This window comes from Methylobacterium sp. J-043 (assembly GCF_022829505.1).
Lineage (GTDB): Bacteria > Pseudomonadota > Alphaproteobacteria > Rhizobiales > Beijerinckiaceae > Methylobacterium > Methylobacterium extorquens_A.
In genome coordinates, this window is record NZ_JAKSYB010000061.1 from 67,706 (window position 1) to 83,754 (window position 16,049).

17 protein-coding genes are annotated in these 16,049 nt (G+C 70.6%); 2 read left to right on the plus strand and 15 right to left on the minus strand.

Annotation, left to right across the window (positions count from 1 at the left end; genetic code table 11):
* Positions 1 to 82: 82 nt before the first annotated feature.
* From MKK50_RS17715 to fliF, 3 genes are read right to left on the minus strand one after another with little or no spacing between them, the layout of a single operon-like run.
* On the minus strand, positions 83 to 1,453 hold the full coding sequence (locus tag MKK50_RS17715; protein WP_499024184.1) for a MotB family protein: 1,371 nt from the start codon (positions 1,451 to 1,453) through the stop codon (positions 83 to 85).
* A 1-nt stretch (position 1,454) separates the two neighbouring features.
* Positions 1,455 to 2,186 (minus strand): hypothetical protein, encoded by a 732-nt coding sequence (locus MKK50_RS17720; RefSeq protein WP_499024186.1) that lies wholly within the window; start codon positions 2,184 to 2,186, stop codon positions 1,455 to 1,457.
* Entirely contained in the window at positions 2,186 to 3,877 is a 1,692-nt protein-coding gene (gene fliF, locus MKK50_RS17725; RefSeq protein WP_499024188.1) for a flagellar basal-body MS-ring/collar protein FliF, read from the minus strand. The genes MKK50_RS17720 and fliF overlap by 1 nt, the downstream gene beginning before the upstream one ends.
* 111 nt (positions 3,878 to 3,988) lie before the next feature.
* Here fliF and MKK50_RS17730 point away from each other — a divergent pair, with 111 nt between their 5' ends.
* Positions 3,989 to 4,642: a hypothetical protein gene (locus MKK50_RS17730; RefSeq protein WP_499024189.1), complete on the plus strand. Its 654-nt coding sequence runs from the start codon at positions 3,989 to 3,991 to the stop codon at positions 4,640 to 4,642.
* A gap of 42 nt (positions 4,643 to 4,684) precedes the next feature.
* Here MKK50_RS17730 and fliP read toward each other — a convergent pair whose 3' ends face one another.
* The 10 genes from fliP to flgB all read right to left on the minus strand — a co-directional run bounded on the left by fliP (position 4,685) and on the right by flgB (position 11,395).
* On the minus strand, positions 4,685 to 5,467 hold the full coding sequence (gene fliP, locus MKK50_RS17735; RefSeq protein ID WP_499024192.1) for a flagellar type III secretion system pore protein FliP: 783 nt from the start codon (positions 5,465 to 5,467) through the stop codon (positions 4,685 to 4,687).
* Entirely contained in the window at positions 5,464 to 5,946 is a 483-nt protein-coding gene (locus tag MKK50_RS17740; RefSeq protein ID WP_499024194.1) for a flagellar basal body-associated FliL family protein, read from the minus strand. Before MKK50_RS17740 ends, fliP begins: the two co-directional genes overlap by 4 nt.
* Positions 5,947 to 6,069: 123 nt before the next feature.
* On the minus strand, positions 6,070 to 6,777 hold the full coding sequence (flgH, locus tag MKK50_RS17745) for a flagellar basal body L-ring protein FlgH (protein WP_499024196.1): 708 nt from the start codon (positions 6,775 to 6,777) through the stop codon (positions 6,070 to 6,072).
* Positions 6,777 to 7,262: a MotE family protein gene (locus MKK50_RS17750; RefSeq protein ID WP_499024246.1), complete on the minus strand. Its 486-nt coding sequence runs from the start codon at positions 7,260 to 7,262 to the stop codon at positions 6,777 to 6,779. The genes flgH and MKK50_RS17750 overlap by 1 nt, the downstream gene beginning before the upstream one ends.
* A 362-nt stretch (positions 7,263 to 7,624) precedes the next feature.
* Positions 7,625 to 8,752 (minus strand): flagellar basal body P-ring protein FlgI, encoded by a 1,128-nt coding sequence (flgI, locus tag MKK50_RS17755; protein WP_253367569.1) that lies wholly within the window; start codon positions 8,750 to 8,752, stop codon positions 7,625 to 7,627.
* A 110-nt stretch (positions 8,753 to 8,862) separates the two neighbouring features.
* A complete protein-coding gene (gene flgA, locus MKK50_RS17760) occupies positions 8,863 to 9,357 on the minus strand; it encodes a flagellar basal body P-ring formation chaperone FlgA (protein ID WP_056456770.1) in 495 nt (164 codons plus the stop codon).
* Positions 9,358 to 9,410: 53 nt separating this feature from the next.
* Positions 9,411 to 10,199 (minus strand): flagellar basal-body rod protein FlgG, encoded by a 789-nt coding sequence (gene flgG / locus MKK50_RS17765; RefSeq protein ID WP_253367573.1) that lies wholly within the window; start codon positions 10,197 to 10,199, stop codon positions 9,411 to 9,413.
* A 26-nt stretch (positions 10,200 to 10,225) separates the two neighbouring features.
* Entirely contained in the window at positions 10,226 to 10,579 is a 354-nt protein-coding gene (gene fliE / locus MKK50_RS17770; RefSeq protein WP_499024198.1) for a flagellar hook-basal body complex protein FliE, read from the minus strand.
* A 13-nt stretch (positions 10,580 to 10,592) separates the two neighbouring features.
* Positions 10,593 to 11,009 carry a flagellar basal body rod protein FlgC gene (flgC, locus tag MKK50_RS17775; RefSeq protein WP_253367576.1) on the minus strand — a complete coding sequence of 139 codons (417 nt, stop codon included), beginning with the start codon at positions 11,007 to 11,009 and terminating at the stop codon, positions 10,593 to 10,595.
* Entirely contained in the window at positions 11,006 to 11,395 is a 390-nt protein-coding gene (gene flgB, locus MKK50_RS17780; protein WP_253367578.1) for a flagellar basal body rod protein FlgB, read from the minus strand. Before flgB ends, flgC begins: the two co-directional genes overlap by 4 nt.
* Positions 11,396 to 11,552: 157 nt before the next feature.
* On the opposite strand from flgB, the gene MKK50_RS17785 reads away from it, so the two are divergent.
* Complete coding sequence (locus MKK50_RS17785; protein WP_499024202.1) at positions 11,553 to 14,213, plus strand: heparinase II/III domain-containing protein; 2,661 nt, start codon at positions 11,553 to 11,555, stop codon at positions 14,211 to 14,213.
* Between the two features lie 40 nt (positions 14,214 to 14,253).
* Here the strand turns inward: MKK50_RS17785 and MKK50_RS17790 are convergent, their stop codons facing one another.
* Positions 14,254 to 14,628: a hypothetical protein gene (locus MKK50_RS17790; protein WP_056498551.1), complete on the minus strand. Its 375-nt coding sequence runs from the start codon at positions 14,626 to 14,628 to the stop codon at positions 14,254 to 14,256.
* A 130-nt stretch (positions 14,629 to 14,758) separates the two neighbouring features.
* The gene (gene carA / locus MKK50_RS17795; protein ID WP_499024204.1) at positions 14,759 to 16,009 is read right to left on the minus strand and encodes a glutamine-hydrolyzing carbamoyl-phosphate synthase small subunit; all 1,251 of its coding nucleotides are present in this window, start codon (positions 16,007 to 16,009) and stop codon (positions 14,759 to 14,761) included.
* Positions 16,010 to 16,049 lie beyond the last annotated feature (40 nt).

Genomic DNA, 16,049 nt, shown 5'->3' on the forward strand with positions numbered 1-16,049 from the left:
AATCCAGCGCCGCGACGGTCCCCGACGTCGCTCGCGACGACGGCCGAGCGACTCGACCGCGCCAGGGCCTCCCGAAAAGAAGTCATTCCGGCAGGCCCCGCAGCAGGATCTCGATGCGGCGGTTCTCGGCGGCCTTGGGGTTGGCGGCGATGCGGGGCTGGCGGTCGGCATAGCCCTCGATGCGGTCGATGCGGGCCTCGTCGAGGCCGCCGCGCACGAGCATGTAGGAGGCCATCTGCGCCCGCGCCGACGACAGGCGCCAGTTGTCGTAGGTCTCCGAGCGGAACGGGCGGCCGTCGGTATGGCCGCGCACGACGACGCGGCCGGGGCGGCTGTTGAGGATCTTGGCGATGCGCTCCAGCGCCTTGACCACCTTGGGCGTCGGCTCGGCCGAGCCGATGCCGAACATGCTGAAATTGATCTCGTCGGTGATGCTGATGAGGACGCCCTCGCCGGTCCGGCGCACCTCGACCTGCGGGGCGGGGGCGCCGTTGGGCAGCGACGGCACGGCCCGCGCGATCTCGGCCTTCAGAGCCGAGAGCGCCGCGGTCTCGGCCGCTTTCGCGGCTTGATCGGCCCCCGCCGCCAGTTCCTTCGCAGCAGGCGTCTCGGCTTTCGCCAGCAGCGTCGGTTCGGGCGGGGCCGTCTTGAGTTCGGGCGGGGACGCGTGCGGTGCCGTCTCGGCCGGTGGCTTGGCGGGCTCGGCGCTCGGAACCGCCAGCGGCATCGGCTCGGCCGAGGCAAGCTTGACGCCGGCCTGCCGCATGGCCTCGTTCAGACTCTGGCGGGCGACGTCCTTGGCCGATTCCTTCGGCAAATCCTTGGGTTTGGGGCCGGCGATCTGGGCACGCGCGTCGAGGCGGGCCTCGGCCGGCGCGGCGGCGGCCGTGTCGAGGGCGCCGGGATTGTCCGTGCGGCGACGCGGCAGGGCGGCGACCTGCCAGTAGAGCGGGTCGAACGGGTCGCGCCCGGTCTCGCCGCCGGCGACGCCCGGCTGTCCGGCCTCAACCGCGGAGGCATCCGCGCTCGCGGCCTCCGGCCCGGCGGCCTCGGCCTCTGCGGCGAGTTTGGCGAGCACCGCGTAAGGATCCTGGAACAGCGCGGATTCGCGGGCACGGCTGCCCGGTGTGCCGGCCGCGTCGCCCTTGCCCTCGGCGTTGCCGCCATCGCCCTTGCCCTTGCCGGAGGGGGCGGGATCGTTGGGCGTGTCCTGCGGGTCGTTCACGCCCTTGCGGTCGTGGGTGACCTCGGCGAGCTTCACCGGGTTGAAGTACTCGGCGATGGTCTGTTTCTGCTCCTTGCTGGTGGAGTTGATCAGCCACATCACCAGGAACAGCGCCATCATCGCCGTCATAAAGTCGGCGAGCGCGATCTTCCAGGCGCCGCCGTGATGGCCGTCCTCATGGTCGCCGTGGCGCTTGATGATGATGATTTCTTGGGCGTGGTCCGACATCTTACGCCTCCGCGATCGCGGCGGTGATCAGGCGGCTCCAGGCCGCGAGTTCGGTCTCGATCACGGTCTCGCCCGCGCGCACCGTCACCTCCGGCCCCTCGGCCGCCTCGAAAGTGATTCCCACCGCGCCGCCGAGCCGCGCGGCGAGCGCCGCGATCAGGTCGTCCGGCCCGCGCACCTTCACCACCGCCTGCTGCGGCTCGGCCAGGATGCGCTTGAGGGCGGCGCCGAGTTCATCCAGCGCCTGCCGTTGCAGCGCTTGGCCCAGGACCGGCGCGATCAGCCGCGCGACCCGGTCCGACAGCGTAGCGTCGAGCGCCTGCATGGCCGCGACGAAGCCTTGCGCCAGGGTCTCGCCCTGCGCCGCGGTCCAGTCGCGGCGGGCCTGCGCCAATCCTTCCTCGAAGAGGGCCTGCTGTGCCGCGCGCTCAAGCGCGGCCTGCGACGACCATTCTTCCATCGCCTCGGCCCGGCCCTGCTCGCGCCCGCGCGCCTCGGCGGCGGCGATCAGCGCCTCGCGATCCTCTGCCGGCCGCAGGGCCGCTGCGGCGGCACGGGGCAGGAAGGGTTCGAGTTCGGCCTGGATCTCGACCGGCTCCGGTGCGGCCGGCTCCACGACTGTAGCGGGCGCGCGGAACCATGCTCCCGAAAAATCCGGCTCGCCAGTGAGTGCGACGGGCGGCGGGGGAGGAGCGGAAAAGTCCGGAAGGTAACGTGCGAGAACCGCGTCCATCACGCCGCCTCCTCACGCATGAGCCAGCGCTTGAGCACGGCCGCGACCTGCTCCTCGTCGATGTCGATGAGCTGCTCCAGCCGCTTCTGCGGCGAGCGGGCCATCTTGTCCTCCAGTTCCTCCAGCAGGCCGGCGACGCCCGGCGCGGGGAGCTTGGCCGCTTCGTTGGATCCGAGAGGCGCTGCACCCGGTGCGGCGAGCGCCATCGTGCCGTCGGTCGCCATACCAGCGGCAAGCGCGGGTGCGCCCTCGGGGCCGGCGAGCGCCGCGACCTCGCTCTGCGCGGTCTCGGGCGTCGCCAGGATCGCGCGGAGCGCCGGGCGCAGGCCGAACCAGATCAGCAGGCCCGCCACGACGAGGATCGTCGCCGCGTTGATGAGCGTGCCGGACTGCTTCATCATCACGTCGGTGAGCGAGAGCGGCGGCACCGGCTCCATCGCCTGGCCGTCGTTGACGAAGCCGACCGCCGCGACCTTGATCGTGTCGCCGCGCTCCTTGCTGAAGCCCGCGGCCGAGCCGACCAACTCCTCGATCTCGGCAATCTGCCGGTCCAGGCTCGCCTTGTCGTCGGGCCCGGCGAGCGCGGTCAGCCGCGAGCGGTTGACCAGCACCGCGACCGAGAGGCGGCGGATGGCGTAGCCGTCACTCACCGTCTGGACCGTCTTCTGGGAGATCTCGTAATTGGTGAGATCCTCCTTCTTCGAGGTTTCGTTGCTCGACTGGTCGTTGCCGTCCGATCGGGTGCGCTGGTCGGGCAGGTTCTCCTGCGCGCTGGTCGGGCGCTGGCTGTTGCGGTTCTGCGCGTTCTCGCTCTCGCGCACCGAGCGCACCGAGCGCTCCACCCGCTGGTCGGGGTTGAAGATCGTCTCGTTGGTTGAAGTCTTGTCGGTGTTGAGCTGGGTCGCGACGCTGATCTCGAAATTGCCGACGCCGAGATAGGGCGCGAGGGTGCGGCGGATGTTGTCCTGCATCTCGCGGCTTACGGATTTCTCCAGCGTCGCCATCTTGCCGGTGGGCGCCGTGCCGGCATCGTCGCCCGCCATCAGCACCGTACCCTCCGAACCGATCACGGTGACGCGGTCGGGCTTCATGCCGGGGATCGCCGAGGCGACGAGCTGGCGGATCGCCTGCGCGCCCGACACGTCGTCGGCGGGCTCGGTGCGCACCACCACGGAGGCCGAGGCCGGCTGCTGGTCGCGGCGGAACGAGCCGCGATCGGGAAGCACGAGGTGGACGCGGGCGGCGCGCACGCCCTTCATGCCCTGAATGGTGCGGGCGATCTCCCCTTCGAGCGCGCGCACGCGGGTCACTTCCTGCATGAAGGAGGTCATGCCGAGCGAGCCGAGATCGTTGAACAGCTCGTAGCCGGACTTGGAGCTCTGCGGCAGGCCCTTCTCGGCCAGCAGCATCCGCGCCTGCGCGGTATGGCCGAAGGAGACGAGCACGGCGGTGCCGTCGGACGACACGTCGAACGGGATGCCGTTGTCCTTGAGCACGCCGCCGATGCGCGACACGTCCTCACGCGAGAGGCCCGTATAGAGCATCTCCTGCGCCGGGCGGCTCAGGTAGTAGGCGCCGACACCGACGCCGAGAAACACCAGAAGGCCGACCAGCCCGAGGGCGATCAGCCGCCTCGCGCCGAGATCGACGATGTTGCTCCACAATCTCTCGGCTTGCTCGCGACCGAACATCCCTGGACCAATCCCGCCCGCGACCTGACACGCGTCGCCAGCTTGAATGAGGGCTCACCCTTGCGCGGGGATTGCGGCGCGACACGTTGGCATCGGTGCTGGGAGCCCTTGATGATCGAGGATGGTACGGACGAGGACTGGATGGCGCGGGCCCGGCCGCTCGGCCCGTTGCTCTGCGATGCCGCCTTCCGCATCGCCGACAGCCTCTCCATCGGCCCCGAGAACGACATCGGCCCGGCCGATTGGGAGCGTCTGCGGGTGCCCCTCGACGCGGCCGACCTGCCGTGCCGTGTCCCGCGTCTGGCGGCGACGCTCGACCTGCCGGGCCGCGAGGCCGCGCTCGCCGCCCATTACGGGAGGCTGATTGCCACGACGCGCCGTCACGGCAAGCCCACGGCCCTGGCGCAGCCGTTTCCGTACTTCTCGGTCACGCCGCTGATGCTGGAGGACGGCCAGCCGGTCGTTTCCTTCCCCTGGACCGACGACGTGCCGCAGACCGCCGCCTTCCTCAGGGCGCTCGCCGATGCGGGGCCCGACGGCGTGGTCTGGGACGCGATCGACCAGGGCTGGTTCCTGCGCATCCTCGTTCGCGACGGAACACTCTTCATCGCCGAGGGCGATCCGGACGAGGGGGCGGACGTCGTGGTCCACGGCGACGCGGGAGCGGTCGCCGCTCAGGCTGCGGCGGCCTTGGCGCGTCTGAGCGGCCTGCACGCAGGTCTGATCCGGGTGTTCGGGCGCGATTTCTGGTCCTATCACGGCTGACCGCGGCTGGGACGCCGATCTCGTTCGGCCTGAATCACCGGATCAGAAGAACGACCGCACCAACCCGCTGACCAGCAGATTCCAGCCGTCGATCAGGATGAAGAACAGCACCTTGAACGGCAGCGAGATCACCGTCGGCGGCAGCATCATCATGCCCATCGACATCACGATGGTGGAGACGATGATGTCGATGACGAGAAAGGGCAGCACGATCAGGAATCCGATCTCGAAGCCCCGGCGCAGCTCGGAGATCATGAAGGCCGGTATCAGGATGCGCAGGTCGATCTTCTCGCCGGCCTCGGCCTTGGGGAAATTGCGGCTCGCCAAGTCCGTGAAGGTCTGAAGATCCTTCGGGCGCACGTGCTGGGTCATGAATTCGCGGAACGGCTCGACGATCTTGCTGAGGGCCTCCTCCTCGCCGATGCGGTTTTCCTGGAGCGGCTTCACGCCCTCGTTCCAGGCGCGGTCGAAGGTCGGCGCCATCACGTAGAAGGTCATGAACAGGGCGAGCGAGACGAGGAACAGGTTGGCCGGCGTGCTCTGGAGGCCGAGCCCCGAGCGCAGGAACGAGAACGCGACGGCAAAGCGCGTGAAGCTCGTTACCATCACGAGCAGGCCCGGCGCCAGCGACAGCACGGTGAGCAGCGCGACGAGCTGGATGATGCGCCCGGACGCCGCCCCGTTGCCGGGCGGCAGCAGCGCGTCGAGGCCCGGCACGCCGGTGACGCCGCCGGGCGAGGCCCCCTGCGCCATCGCGGCGGAGGCGGTGAGGCCGGCGGCCACTGCAAGGCCGGCGGTGACGAGGATCGCGCGCGCCATCCTCACTGGACCACCAGCGATTCGACGATGAGTTCGCGCACCGCCCCCTTGGTGCGGGTCGCCACGCGCTCGTTGAGGTCTTCGCGCAGGTGCTGCAGGCCGTGCGCGCCCTCGATCTGCGCCATGGAGAGCGTGCGCAGGTAGGCCAGCGCGTCGGCGCGGATCTCGGCCAGGGTCACGTCGGGATTGGGCAGCGCACCGGTCTTGAAGACGACGGAGGATTCGATCCGCACCCAGGAATCGGTCGGCTCGGCGAGGTTGGCCACCACCGATCCGACGCTGCGTAGGGACAGGTCGCCGGTGTAGTTGAGCACCTTCACCGCCTTGCCGGCCTCCTCGCGCTGCTTCAGGTCGACCGACTTCTCGACGGTGCCGAGCAGGTAGACGCCGAGCCCGCCCCCGGTGCCGACGGCGACCAGCGTGACGAGGGCCAGCGCCCCGATCCAGCCCTTGCCGCCCTTCTTGGAGTCCTTGGCGTCCGCCATCTCGATTCTCCTGGGTTCGCTCTCAGCGCTTCGCGGTGAGAGCGGTTCGCCGCATCGGCGGCGGCGCGCGGTCGCGCTTGTCGCGAACGAAGCCGTTCGCGCAGCCGCGCTCGGGGCGCGTCGTCAGAACGGCGCCACGGTCTCGAAGACCCGCTGGCCCAGGCTCGGGCCCTGCACATCGGTGATGCGCCCGCGCCCGCCGTAGGAGATGCGCGCCTCGGCGATCTTGTCGTAGTCGATGGTGTTCTTGCGCGAGATGTCCCGCGGGCGGACGATGCCGGCGACTTCGAGCACGCGGACCTCGTTGTTGACCCGCACTTCCTGCGAGCCCGAGATCAGCACGTTGCCGTTGGGCAGCACCTCGGTGACCACCGCCGCGACGGAGAGGCTGAGCGATTCCTTGCGGTCGATCGAGCCCTGGCCCTTGGTCTCGGTGCCGGAGCGGATGCCGGTATCGGCGGTGGCCGTGTCCTTGAGCGCCGAGACGCCGTAGCCGAAATCGAAGCCGAGGCTGCTCTTCTGGCTGCGGCCGCGCTCGCTCGCGTTGTCGAACTGCGCCTTGTCGTTGATGGCGATGCTGACCGTGATGACGTCGCCGACGTCGCGGGCGCGTGGATCCTGATAGAGCGCGGCGCTCACCGGGCTCCAGGTCGAGTGGTAGCTGTGGCGCGGGCCGAGCGCGCCGAAGGAGGTCGGCAGCGGCTCGCGGGGCGCGTTGAGGCCGGTGCCGATCGGCGTCAGCAGCGGCGGGCGGCCGAGGCGGTCGAGATCGCTCTGGCAGGCGCCGAGCGAGAGGGCCAGCACGGCCGCGGCGGCGGAGGAGGGGCGCATCACGACCTCTGGTTCTTCTTGACGGCCGGAGCGGTCGCATCCTTGCGGCCGGTCTCCGACATCGCACGGGCGAGACCGGCGGCACGGGCCGCCTCCATCTCGGAGAGGATGGCGCTGGCAGCTCTTGCGTTGAGCTTGGTCAGCAGGGCGGCGGCGGCTTCGTCGGGCATGTTGGCGAGCTGGAGCGCCGCCGCGTCGGGCCGCATCTTGGCGTAGACCGCGACCACGCTCTCGTCGGCCTTGGCCAGGAACTCGTTGCGGCGCTTGAGCCACGCCTCGTACTCGGCCCGCTTCTCTTCGAGCAGCTTGATGCGCTCCTCGACCTGCCGCTCCATGGTCGCGAGCTGCTCCTTCTGCCACGCGAAGCGGGCATCGGCGGCGGCATCCGCGATGTTGGCGCAGTAGCCGGACTTGGCCGGCTCCTTGGCGACGAAGTCCTGGGCCGAGACCTCCTTCGGCGCGTCGCGGACGGCGAGCGCCCGCATCGCGGCATCCTTGGCCGGGTCGGCATGGTCGCCGCCGGCCGCGAGCGCCGGCGCGGCCGCGAGACATAAGAAGAGTGCGATCGCGCATCTCAGGCGGGGTCCGGATGCGGGCGCACGGTCGACGCGGATCCCCTCTCCCCGCGCGCGGGGAGAGGGCTGCGTCTCCCCCTTGTCGGGGAGCGCAGCAAGGCGGCAGCCGATGGTGAGGGGGCGGTGCCGGAGGAGCCCCGTCCGGGGATACCCCCTCACCGCCGCTGCGGCTTCGCCTTCGCTTCCCGCAGGCACGACAAGGTGCCTGCGGGCCTCTCCCCGCCTGGCGGGGAGAGGGGGAGCGGCGGCGGCCGGATCGATTCGAGACCCGATCATTGCACCACAAGCTCCGCCTGGAGGGCGCCGGCGGTCTTCACCGCCTGCAGGATCGCGATGATGTCGGTGGGCTTCAGCCCGACCTGATTGAGCCCGCGCACCAGCGTCTGGAGATCGGACCCGCCGAGGATGGCGAGCTTGCCGCGCTCCTCCCGCGCCGACACCTCCGTGCGCGGCACCACCGTGGTCTGGCCATTGGAGAAGGGTTCGGGCTGCGACACTTCCGGCGCCTCGGTGACCCGCACCGTGAGGTTGCCGTGGGTGACCGCGACGGTGGAGATCGTCACGTTGCGCCCGATCACGACGGTGCCGGTGCGCTGGTCCACGACGACGCGGGCCGGCGTGTCGGGCTGGATCGTCAGGTCGCCGATCTGCGCCACGAGCCGGGTCTGGGCCATCTGGCGCCCGCGCATCACCACCACCGCGCGCTGGTCCCGCGCGCTGGCGATGCGACGGCCGAAGGCGCCGAGCGACCACGCGTTGATCGCGTCGGCGATCTGGGTCGCGGTCTTGAAGTCGGGGTTCTTCAGCTCGAACACGAGTTCGGGCAGATCGCGGAAGGTGCCGGGCACCTCGCGCTCGATCATCGCGCCGTTGGGGATGCGGCCCGCCGTCGGCACCCCTTGCGTCAACTGCTCGGCCTGGCCCTGCACCGAGAAGCCGGAGACCGCGAGCGGCCCTTGCGCCGCCGCGTAGACGAGGCCGTCGCCGCCGGTGAGCGAGGTCATCAGGAGGGTGCCGCCGCGCAGCGATGTGGCGTCGCCCATGGATGTCACGGTGACGTCGATGCGCGAGCCGGTGCCGGTATAGGGCGGCAGGTCGGCGGTCACCATCACGGCGGCGATGTTACGGGTGCGCAGGCGGGCGTCGCGCACGTTGATGCCGAGCCGGTCGAGCAGCGATTGCAGCGATTGCTCGGTGAACTGCGCGTTGCGCAGGGTGTCGCCGGTGCCCTGGAGCCCGGTGACGAGGCCGTAGCCGAAGAGCTGGTTGTCGCGCACGCCCTTGAGCGTGGCGATGTCCTTGATGCGGGTGCCGCCCGCCCGGGCCGAACCCGTCATCGCGGCAAAGCCGAGGCCGGTGAGCAGGCCGAGCAGCACCGCGAGGATCAGACGGCGATGCATTGGCTGCATTGCCGTCTGCCCGCGCGACGGCGCGGCGGCGGGCGTCCGCCGGGCGTGGCGATCACGACCGAAGGTCGGGATCGCTGCCAAGAGGTACGAGCCCCGGCGGGTCATTGCGCGCCGATCCGGATGCGGCCGTCGGCCATTACCGTGCCGAGGATGATGCGGTTGGTGTCGGTGTTGCGCACGCGGATCGTCTCGCCGAGGCCGCCGTTCTGGAGCGGCGCCCCGACCGCGGTGATGACGAGGCCGTTCTCCTCGAAGATCATCTGCGTCGGCGCGCCCCGGCTCACGAGGCGGGGATCGTCTACGGCGTTGACCGGCACCGGCTCGCCCGGCAGCAGCATCCGCCGCGCGACCCGGCCGGCGATCGCCGCCGAGGCATCGATGACGGCCGTGCGCGCCCGGTAGGTCGCGGGATAGGCCTGCATCCGAAGCATCGATTCCTTGATCGTATCGCCGGGATAGATCGTGACGGTCGGCACCGGCAGCATGAGTTCGGCATTCGCCATGCCCTCGACGGCCTGCGCCAGAGCGATGGGTTGCGCCGAACCGGCCGCGAGGGCGGCGAGCACGAGGCCGCGGACGAAGGTCTTGCGGGGCATGGGGGATCGCGCCGAAGGAGGAGGGGAGGCCGCGGGAGAGAGCTCCGCGCGTGTCAGCGGATGCCCTTGGAGACCGTTCCGGCCATCTCGTCGGCGGCCTGAATCACCTTCGAGTTCATCTCGAAGGCGCGCTGGGCCGTGATGAGGCTGGTGATCTCCTTCACCGGATCGACGTTGGAGCCTTCGAGATAGCCCTGCTGCAGCTTGCCGTAGCTCACGTCGCCGGGGTTGCCGACCACCGGCGCGCCGGAGGCCGGGGTCTCGCGGTAGAGGCCGTTGCCGAGCGGTTCGAGGCCGGAATCGTTGGCGAAGTTGGCAAGCGTCAACTGGCCGACGTTCTGTAGCGCAACCTGCCCGTCGATCTTGGCGAAGACCTGACCGGACTCGTTGATCGTTACCTGCGTGGTGTTCTGCGGAATCAGGATCGCCGGATCGACGGCGTAGCCTTCCATGGTCACGAGCTGGCCGGCGTTGTTCTTGTTGAACGAGCCGGCGCGGGTGTAGTTGATCTCGCCCGCCGGGCTGGTGATCTGGAAGTAGCCGCGCCCGTTCACCGCCAGATCGAGCTGGTTGCCGGTGTTGGCGAGCGACCCCTGCCGGTGCAGGTTGCGGATCGCGGCGGCGCGCACGCCGAGGCCCAGCATCGCGCCCTCCGGCACCGCCTCCTGGCCCGCTTGGTTCGGCACGCCCTGCTGCCGCTCGGCCTGGTAGAGCAGATCGGTGAATTCGGCCCGCGCGCCCTTGAACCCGGTGGTGTTCAGGTTGGCGATGTTGTTGGCGATGACTTCGAGGTTGAGCTGCTGGGCGGACATGCCCGTGGCGGCGATGGCGAGCGCGCGCATGGCGTCTGGCTTCCTTGAATGGCCGATCAGATCGGCATGCGGCTGAGTTCGAGGTAGGCGGCGACCACCTTGTCGCGGATCGCCACCACGGTCTGGAGGCTCTGCTCGGCGGACATCACCGCCTCGACCACCTGCTGGGCGGTGGCCTTGCCCTGGATGCCGGAGATCGCCGTGGCCTCGCCGCTGCGCAGCGCATCGCGGGCGCTCGACGCGACCTGGGCCATCACGTCACCGAAATCGGTGGGCGCCGTCGGGGCGGGCCCGGCGATGCCCGAGAGGGCGGCCGGGCTGAACACGGCCTTCTGGGTCGGCGCGGCCCCGGCGAAGGAGGTGCCGGCGACCTTGTCGAAGGCGGCGAGCGAGTTGAGGGCTTCGATCATCGCGGGCGGCTCTTCAGGACTTCAAGAGATCGATGACGCTGGCGACCATGGCCCGGGCCTGTTTGATGACCTGGAGGTTCGCCTCGTAGGATCGGTTGGCCTCGCGCATGTCGGCCATCTCGACGAGCATGTTCACGTTGGGCAGCTTGACGTTGCCGTTCGCATCGGCCGCCGGGCTGGCGGGGTCGTGCTCGGTGCGGAACGGGGCGTCGTCGGTGCCGATCTCGCGCAGGCGCACCGAGGCGATGCCCGCCGCCCGATCGAGTTCGGCCCGGAACGTCACCGTCTTGCGGGCATAGGGGTCGGCGCCCGGCGTCGCGCCGGTCGATTGCGCGTTGGCGAGGTTCTCGGAGACGACCCGCATGCGCAGCGACTGCGCTTCGAGGCCGGCGCTCGCGAGCCGCGAGGCGGAGAGCAGGGGATCGATCATGCACCGCCCCTCACCGCGGCCATCAGCATGCGGTGGAACGACTTCACCACCGCCGTGTCGAGGTTGTGCTGGCGCGAGACGTCGCCGGCCTTGAGCATCTCCTGCTCCAGGCTGACCGCGCTCGACGATTGCAGCACTTCCCAGGTCTCGGCGGACTTGGCCTCGCGCACGGGAATGCGGTTTCCCTGCGTCTCCATGTGGCTCGTGGCGGTCGAGGCCATGTCGAGCCCGGTCCTGGCCAGAACCTGGGCGAAAGGCACGACGTCTCGCGCCTTGTAGCCGGGGGTGTTCGCGTTCGCGACGTTTCCGGCGATGGTGGCCTGCCGCGTCGCGAGGTGGCGCGCGTGCTGCGAGGCGAGGTCGAACAGGTAGACGCCCGTCGTCATGGCAACGCCCCCATCCCAAGGGCCTCTGGAGAAACGCGGGATGCCGGCGCACCCGGACGGTGGAGCCCGCGTCGGATGGGAGGTTTAGGTAGGCAATCTTGCACGAGGCTGGCTCGCGCCTTGACACGGCCGATCCCCGAGGTAGCGCCTGCGGGTGATGGACCAGATCGATGAGCGGGCCGCTGCGGCCGTCTCCGACGGCGAGGGCGCAGCGGCCCGGCTGCCGGCCGCTTCACGCTATGCCGGGGGCGCCGGGCCGGGCGGACGCGAGGGGCTGCACCGCATCGCGCCCAACAACCGCTTCGCGCGGGTAGCGTTGAACTTTTCCGGTCTGTCACCCGGCACCTGGGCCTGCCTCCAATTCGGTCTGGCCTTCGATGCGGACGAGGCGGCGGCCCTGGCCGTCGATGCCGCCGCGGCCGGCTTCGACTTCCTGGCGGCGGACGGCTCCAGCCTCGATCTCGATCATGTGCCGGGGCTGGCCCGCAGCCTGCTCGATCCGCATGTCGCCTGGATTCCGGGGCCGGCCCTCCTCGGTGCGGAGCCGTTCCGCATCGCCTTCCGCGTGCCCGATCAGGCGACCGGCGTCAGCGTCACCCTGCGCTCGTGGCGCAACACCCGCGACGTCACCGTGGCCGACCCCGTGCTGCGCCTCGGCGAACCCGATCCGGCGCCGGCGCCGCGTCGGCGTACGCTATCCGGCGAGGGGCTGCATTTCGACTACGCGCTTGCCGAGGACGTCGCCCTGGTGCTGCGCGGCCAGATCTTCGCCGCGCGGGCCGACGATCATGCCGCCCGGGTGCGGCTCGTCTACCGTGACGCGGCGGGCGCGGAGATCGCGCCGCCCTACGCCAACGCCGTCTCCGTGCCGGGCCTCGGTGCGGTCATCAACCTCTCGGCCCAGCCGCAGGCGCGCCGCTTCACCCTGACCCTGCGTCCGCCGCCCGGTGCCGCCAAGGTCGCGCTCGATTTCGGCGTGTGGGAGGATGCGCAGACCGCCGCGGAGAGCGAGTTGATCGGTCTGCCCGAACTCGCGCTCGAAGACGATTTCCGCCTCGAAAGCCTCTGCGACGACGACATCCTCGATGCGCCGGCCTTCCTCGCCCGCCTCGCCGACCGGCTCGGCCTGCCCGAAGGCGTGCCCGCGTCGTGGCGGGCGGGTTCCGATACGGGCGCTGCGCCGATCCTCGCCCAGGCCCGCGAGCGGCGCGCCGGGCCGGATCGGAGTGCGCGGATCGAAGGCGAGAGCGTCGTCCTTGCTCTGGCCGGCCTGCCCGATTGGACGTTGCCGCAAGCGCCGGATTGGCGCGAGGATCCGTTCCGCTCGGTGGCGTGGCGCCTCGCCTATCAGTCGCTGGCCTGGCTGCTGCCGCTCGCAGCCCTTCCGGACGGAGCAGCCCGCGCCCGGACGATCGCCGCGGCTTGGTCGCGGTGCAATCCGTGGAGTCAGCCGGCGGACGGCCTGAGCCTGCACCCGGCGGCTCTGGCGCCACGCGGCGACGTGCTGGCGAGCCTGCTCGCGGGCGGCGATGAGCCCGCCCGCGCCGAGATTGCCGCGGAGGCCGCGCGGCAGGGCTTCGCGCTCGCCGAGATCGTCGGGCAGAACACCCTCGCGCGGGCTCTGCACGGGATCCAGGCGGCGGCGGCTCTGCTTGCCGTCGCGCGGGCGCTGCCCGGCTTCGCCTTCGCCCCTCACTGGGATTCTCTGGCGCGCGACAGCCTCACCCACGGCTTCGATGCGCTGCTGTCGGAGGCGGGCGCGTTCACCGATGCCGCCCCGATGCGGCGCCTCGATCTCCTGAGCCACGGACAGGCGATCGCGGATGCGCTCGGCGAGACCGAGCCCGGCCCGACGATCCGCCGCCGCGTCGACGCGGCTTTGCCCGGCCTCGCCGGACTGATCGATCGCGGCGGACGGCTGCCGCCCTTCGGCGATGCCCCCGCCGGCCTCGACCACGCCGCCTGGATCGCTCGACTCTCCTCGCTGGGCCCTTCTCAGGGCTACGACCTCGTCGCGGAGCGCGACGCGGCGCCCGTTCCCGAGGGTCGCACCGCCGGCATATTGGCGCTCCGCCACGATGGGATGGAGCAGGGCTGGGGCCATTTCGCCCTCACCCACGCCGTGCAATCACCGCACGGGCATCGCGACTGCACCTCCTTCACCTTCGCCACCGGCTCGCGCCGCTGGATCGTGGAGGGGGGCGGTGCCGAGGGCGTCGAGGTCGGCCCGGCGCGCCACTACCTGCTCTCGCCCCGCGCTCACAACGTCGCCATCCCCGACGGGTGCGAGCCGGTCGCCGGTTCGGGGAGGTTGGATGCACGCTTCACGCTCGACGGTGCCCAGGTCCTGACGGTTTCCACCACCGTGCACGGGCCCGACTACGCCCACGCGCGCCTCTTCCTCGTACTCGACGACCTGAGGGGGATGGCCGTGATCGACCGATTCGCGCGGGTGGGGCCATCGCTGTCGTTCGAGGGGTTGCTGCATCTGCCCCCCGACGCCCTTGTCGCGCTTTCCAGCCCCCGTCGGGCGCTCGCCCAGCAGGAGGGGCGGCGGCTCGAATTCTTCGCGATTCCGCTGAAGGGGCAGGCGGGCGGGTTGGAGGTCGCCATCGGCCGCAGCGACCGGCCGCACGCGATGCAAGGATTTTGCGCGACGGGAACGGGCGGGCTGAGGCCGGCGCCGGTGCTGCGCTACGCGTTCACCGGCCGCGACACGGTCTGCGGCGGTGTCATCGTCGCCGCGGATGCTGAGGCGGAGCAGCGGCTGGTGCGTCTGCTCGCCGACGGCGCGGTGCGGCGGTGGGTGGAGGGATAAGTGCAGGCTGGATGCGCCGGCACTCGGGAGTTGCCAGGGTTCAGAACCCGGCGCCGATGACGGCGACTGCGCGGTCGATCGACAGGTAGAACACGCCGAAGGCCACCATCGCCGCGGCGGCGAATTCGAGGGTCTGGTTCGGCAGGGTCTGGAAGCGGCGCATGGTCTCGCGGCCGAAATAGGCGGAGGCCCAGGCCAGGGTCAGGACCGCCGGCATCACGAACAGGTAGGAGAGCGTGCTCTCGATCCGCATCGGATCGGTCGGGTCGATCAGCGCGCGGATGTTGCGCACCCAAGGCGCGGAAGCCGCCGCGTAGAGCGTCGTCAGCCACGCGAGGCCGACCGCCACGCCGAGGTGGAAGGTGAACAGGCGATGCAGGCGCGAGAAGTCGTCGCGCGCGTCGTCGAGCGTCATCCGGCAAGCCCCCAATGTGTCCGGCCGCTGATTCTTGTCCGATCCGGCCATGAACCAGGGGATGGGGGGCAAGGTTGGATTTTTTGTGACGCTGCTGGGAACGGCGGCGCTGGGCCGCCGTTTCAGCCTGTTACGCCGCCGTCTCGGGCCGGTTCTCGCGCATCAGCTTCACGAAGCGCTCGAAGAGATAGTGGCTGTCACGCGGGCCCGGAGAGGCTTCCGGGTGGTGCTGCACCGAGAAGGCCGGGCGGTCGGTCAGTGACAGCCCGCAATTCGATCCGTCGAACAGCGAGACATGGGTCTCGACCGCGGTCTCGGGCAGGCTTTTCGGATCGACCGCGAAGCCGTGGTTCATCGAGACGATCTCGACCTTGCCGGTGGTGTGGTCCTTCACCGGGTGATTCGCGCCGTGATGGCCCTGACCCATCTTCACCGTGCGCCCGCCGAGCGCGAGGCCCATGAGCTGGTGGCCGAGGCAGATGCCGAAGGTCGGCACCCGCTCATCCAAGAGCTTGCGGATCACCGGCACGGCGTACTCGCCGGTCGCGGCCGGGTCACCGGGGCCGTTGGAGAGGAACACGCCGTCCGGCTTCAAGGCCAGGATGTCCTCGGCCTTGGTCGTGGCCGGCACCACCGTCACGTCGCAGCCGGCTTCCGCGAGCAGGCGCAGGATGTTGCGCTTCACGCCATAATCGATGGCGACGACCTTCAAGCCCTGGCCCGGCGCCCGCGAGCCGTAGCCGCCCTTCACCGCCCAGACGGTCTCGGTCCAGGCCGTGGTCTCGCGGGAGGTCACCGGCGGCACGAGGTCGAGACCTTCCATCGGCGCGAGCGCCGCCGCGCGGCGTTGAAGCGCCTCGCGGTCGAAGTTGCCCTCGGGATCGTTGGCGATCACGGCGTTGGGCATGCCGCGGTCCCGGATCAGCGCCGTCAGCGCCCGCGTGTCGATCCCGGTGATGCCGACGATGCCGCGGGCCTTGAGCCAGCCGTCGAGATGCGAGGAGGAGCGCCAGTTCGACGGCTTGGTGACGGCCGAGGCGATCACCGCCCCGCGCACGCCGGACGCCGGCGCCGCTTCGAGGCTCTCCAGATCCTCGTCGTTGGTGCCGACATTGCCGATATGCGGGAAGGTGAAGGTCACGATCTGCCCGGCATAGGACGGGTCGGTCAGGATCTCCTGATAGCCTGTCATCGCCGTGTTGAAGCAGACCTCGCCGTCGGCCGCACCGGTCTGGCCGATGCCGAAGCCTTCGAGCACGGTGCCGTCGGCCAGCACGAGCAGGGCCGTCACCAGCGGTTCGCTCCAGGGCTCGGGTGCCTTGGGTTCCGGGTTCGTGCGCGCGGGATCGGCGCGCAGGGTCGCGGGTTCGTCTTGCAGCATGGGTCCGATCCGGCTTATGTCCGCCGCCTCGCGCGGCCGC

Bases quoted from the DNA above. Each gene is read 5' to 3' on its own strand.
- MKK50_RS17715 (WP_499024184.1), bottom strand. From the start codon at position 1,453: ATGTCGGACCACGCCCAAGAAATCATCATCATCAAGCGCCACGGCGAC.
- MKK50_RS17720 (WP_499024186.1), bottom strand. From the start codon at position 2,186: ATGGACGCGGTTCTCGCACGTTACCTTCCGGACTTTTCCGCTCCTCCC.
- fliF (WP_499024188.1), bottom strand. From the start codon at position 3,877: ATGTTCGGTCGCGAGCAAGCCGAGAGATTGTGGAGCAACATCGTCGAT.
- MKK50_RS17730 (WP_499024189.1), top strand. From the start codon at position 3,989: ATGATCGAGGATGGTACGGACGAGGACTGGATGGCGCGGGCCCGGCCG.
- MKK50_RS17740 (WP_499024194.1), bottom strand. From the start codon at position 5,946: ATGGCGGACGCCAAGGACTCCAAGAAGGGCGGCAAGGGCTGGATCGGG.
- flgH (WP_499024196.1), bottom strand. From the start codon at position 6,777: ATGCGCCCCTCCTCCGCCGCCGCGGCCGTGCTGGCCCTCTCGCTCGGC.
- MKK50_RS17750 (WP_499024246.1), bottom strand. From the start codon at position 7,262: ATGCGGGCGCTCGCCGTCCGCGACGCGCCGAAGGAGGTCTCGGCCCAG.
- flgI (WP_253367569.1), bottom strand. From the start codon at position 8,752: ATGCATCGCCGTCTGATCCTCGCGGTGCTGCTCGGCCTGCTCACCGGC.
- flgA (WP_056456770.1), bottom strand. From the start codon at position 9,357: ATGCCCCGCAAGACCTTCGTCCGCGGCCTCGTGCTCGCCGCCCTCGCG.
- flgG (WP_253367573.1), bottom strand. From the start codon at position 10,199: ATGCGCGCGCTCGCCATCGCCGCCACGGGCATGTCCGCCCAGCAGCTC.
- fliE (WP_499024198.1), bottom strand. From the start codon at position 10,579: ATGATCGAAGCCCTCAACTCGCTCGCCGCCTTCGACAAGGTCGCCGGC.
- flgC (WP_253367576.1), bottom strand. From the start codon at position 11,009: ATGATCGATCCCCTGCTCTCCGCCTCGCGGCTCGCGAGCGCCGGCCTC.
- flgB (WP_253367578.1), bottom strand. From the start codon at position 11,395: ATGACGACGGGCGTCTACCTGTTCGACCTCGCCTCGCAGCACGCGCGC.
- MKK50_RS17785 (WP_499024202.1), top strand. From the start codon at position 11,553: ATGGACCAGATCGATGAGCGGGCCGCTGCGGCCGTCTCCGACGGCGAG.
- MKK50_RS17790 (WP_056498551.1), bottom strand. From the start codon at position 14,628: ATGACGCTCGACGACGCGCGCGACGACTTCTCGCGCCTGCATCGCCTG.
- carA (WP_499024204.1), bottom strand. From the start codon at position 16,009: ATGCTGCAAGACGAACCCGCGACCCTGCGCGCCGATCCCGCGCGCACG.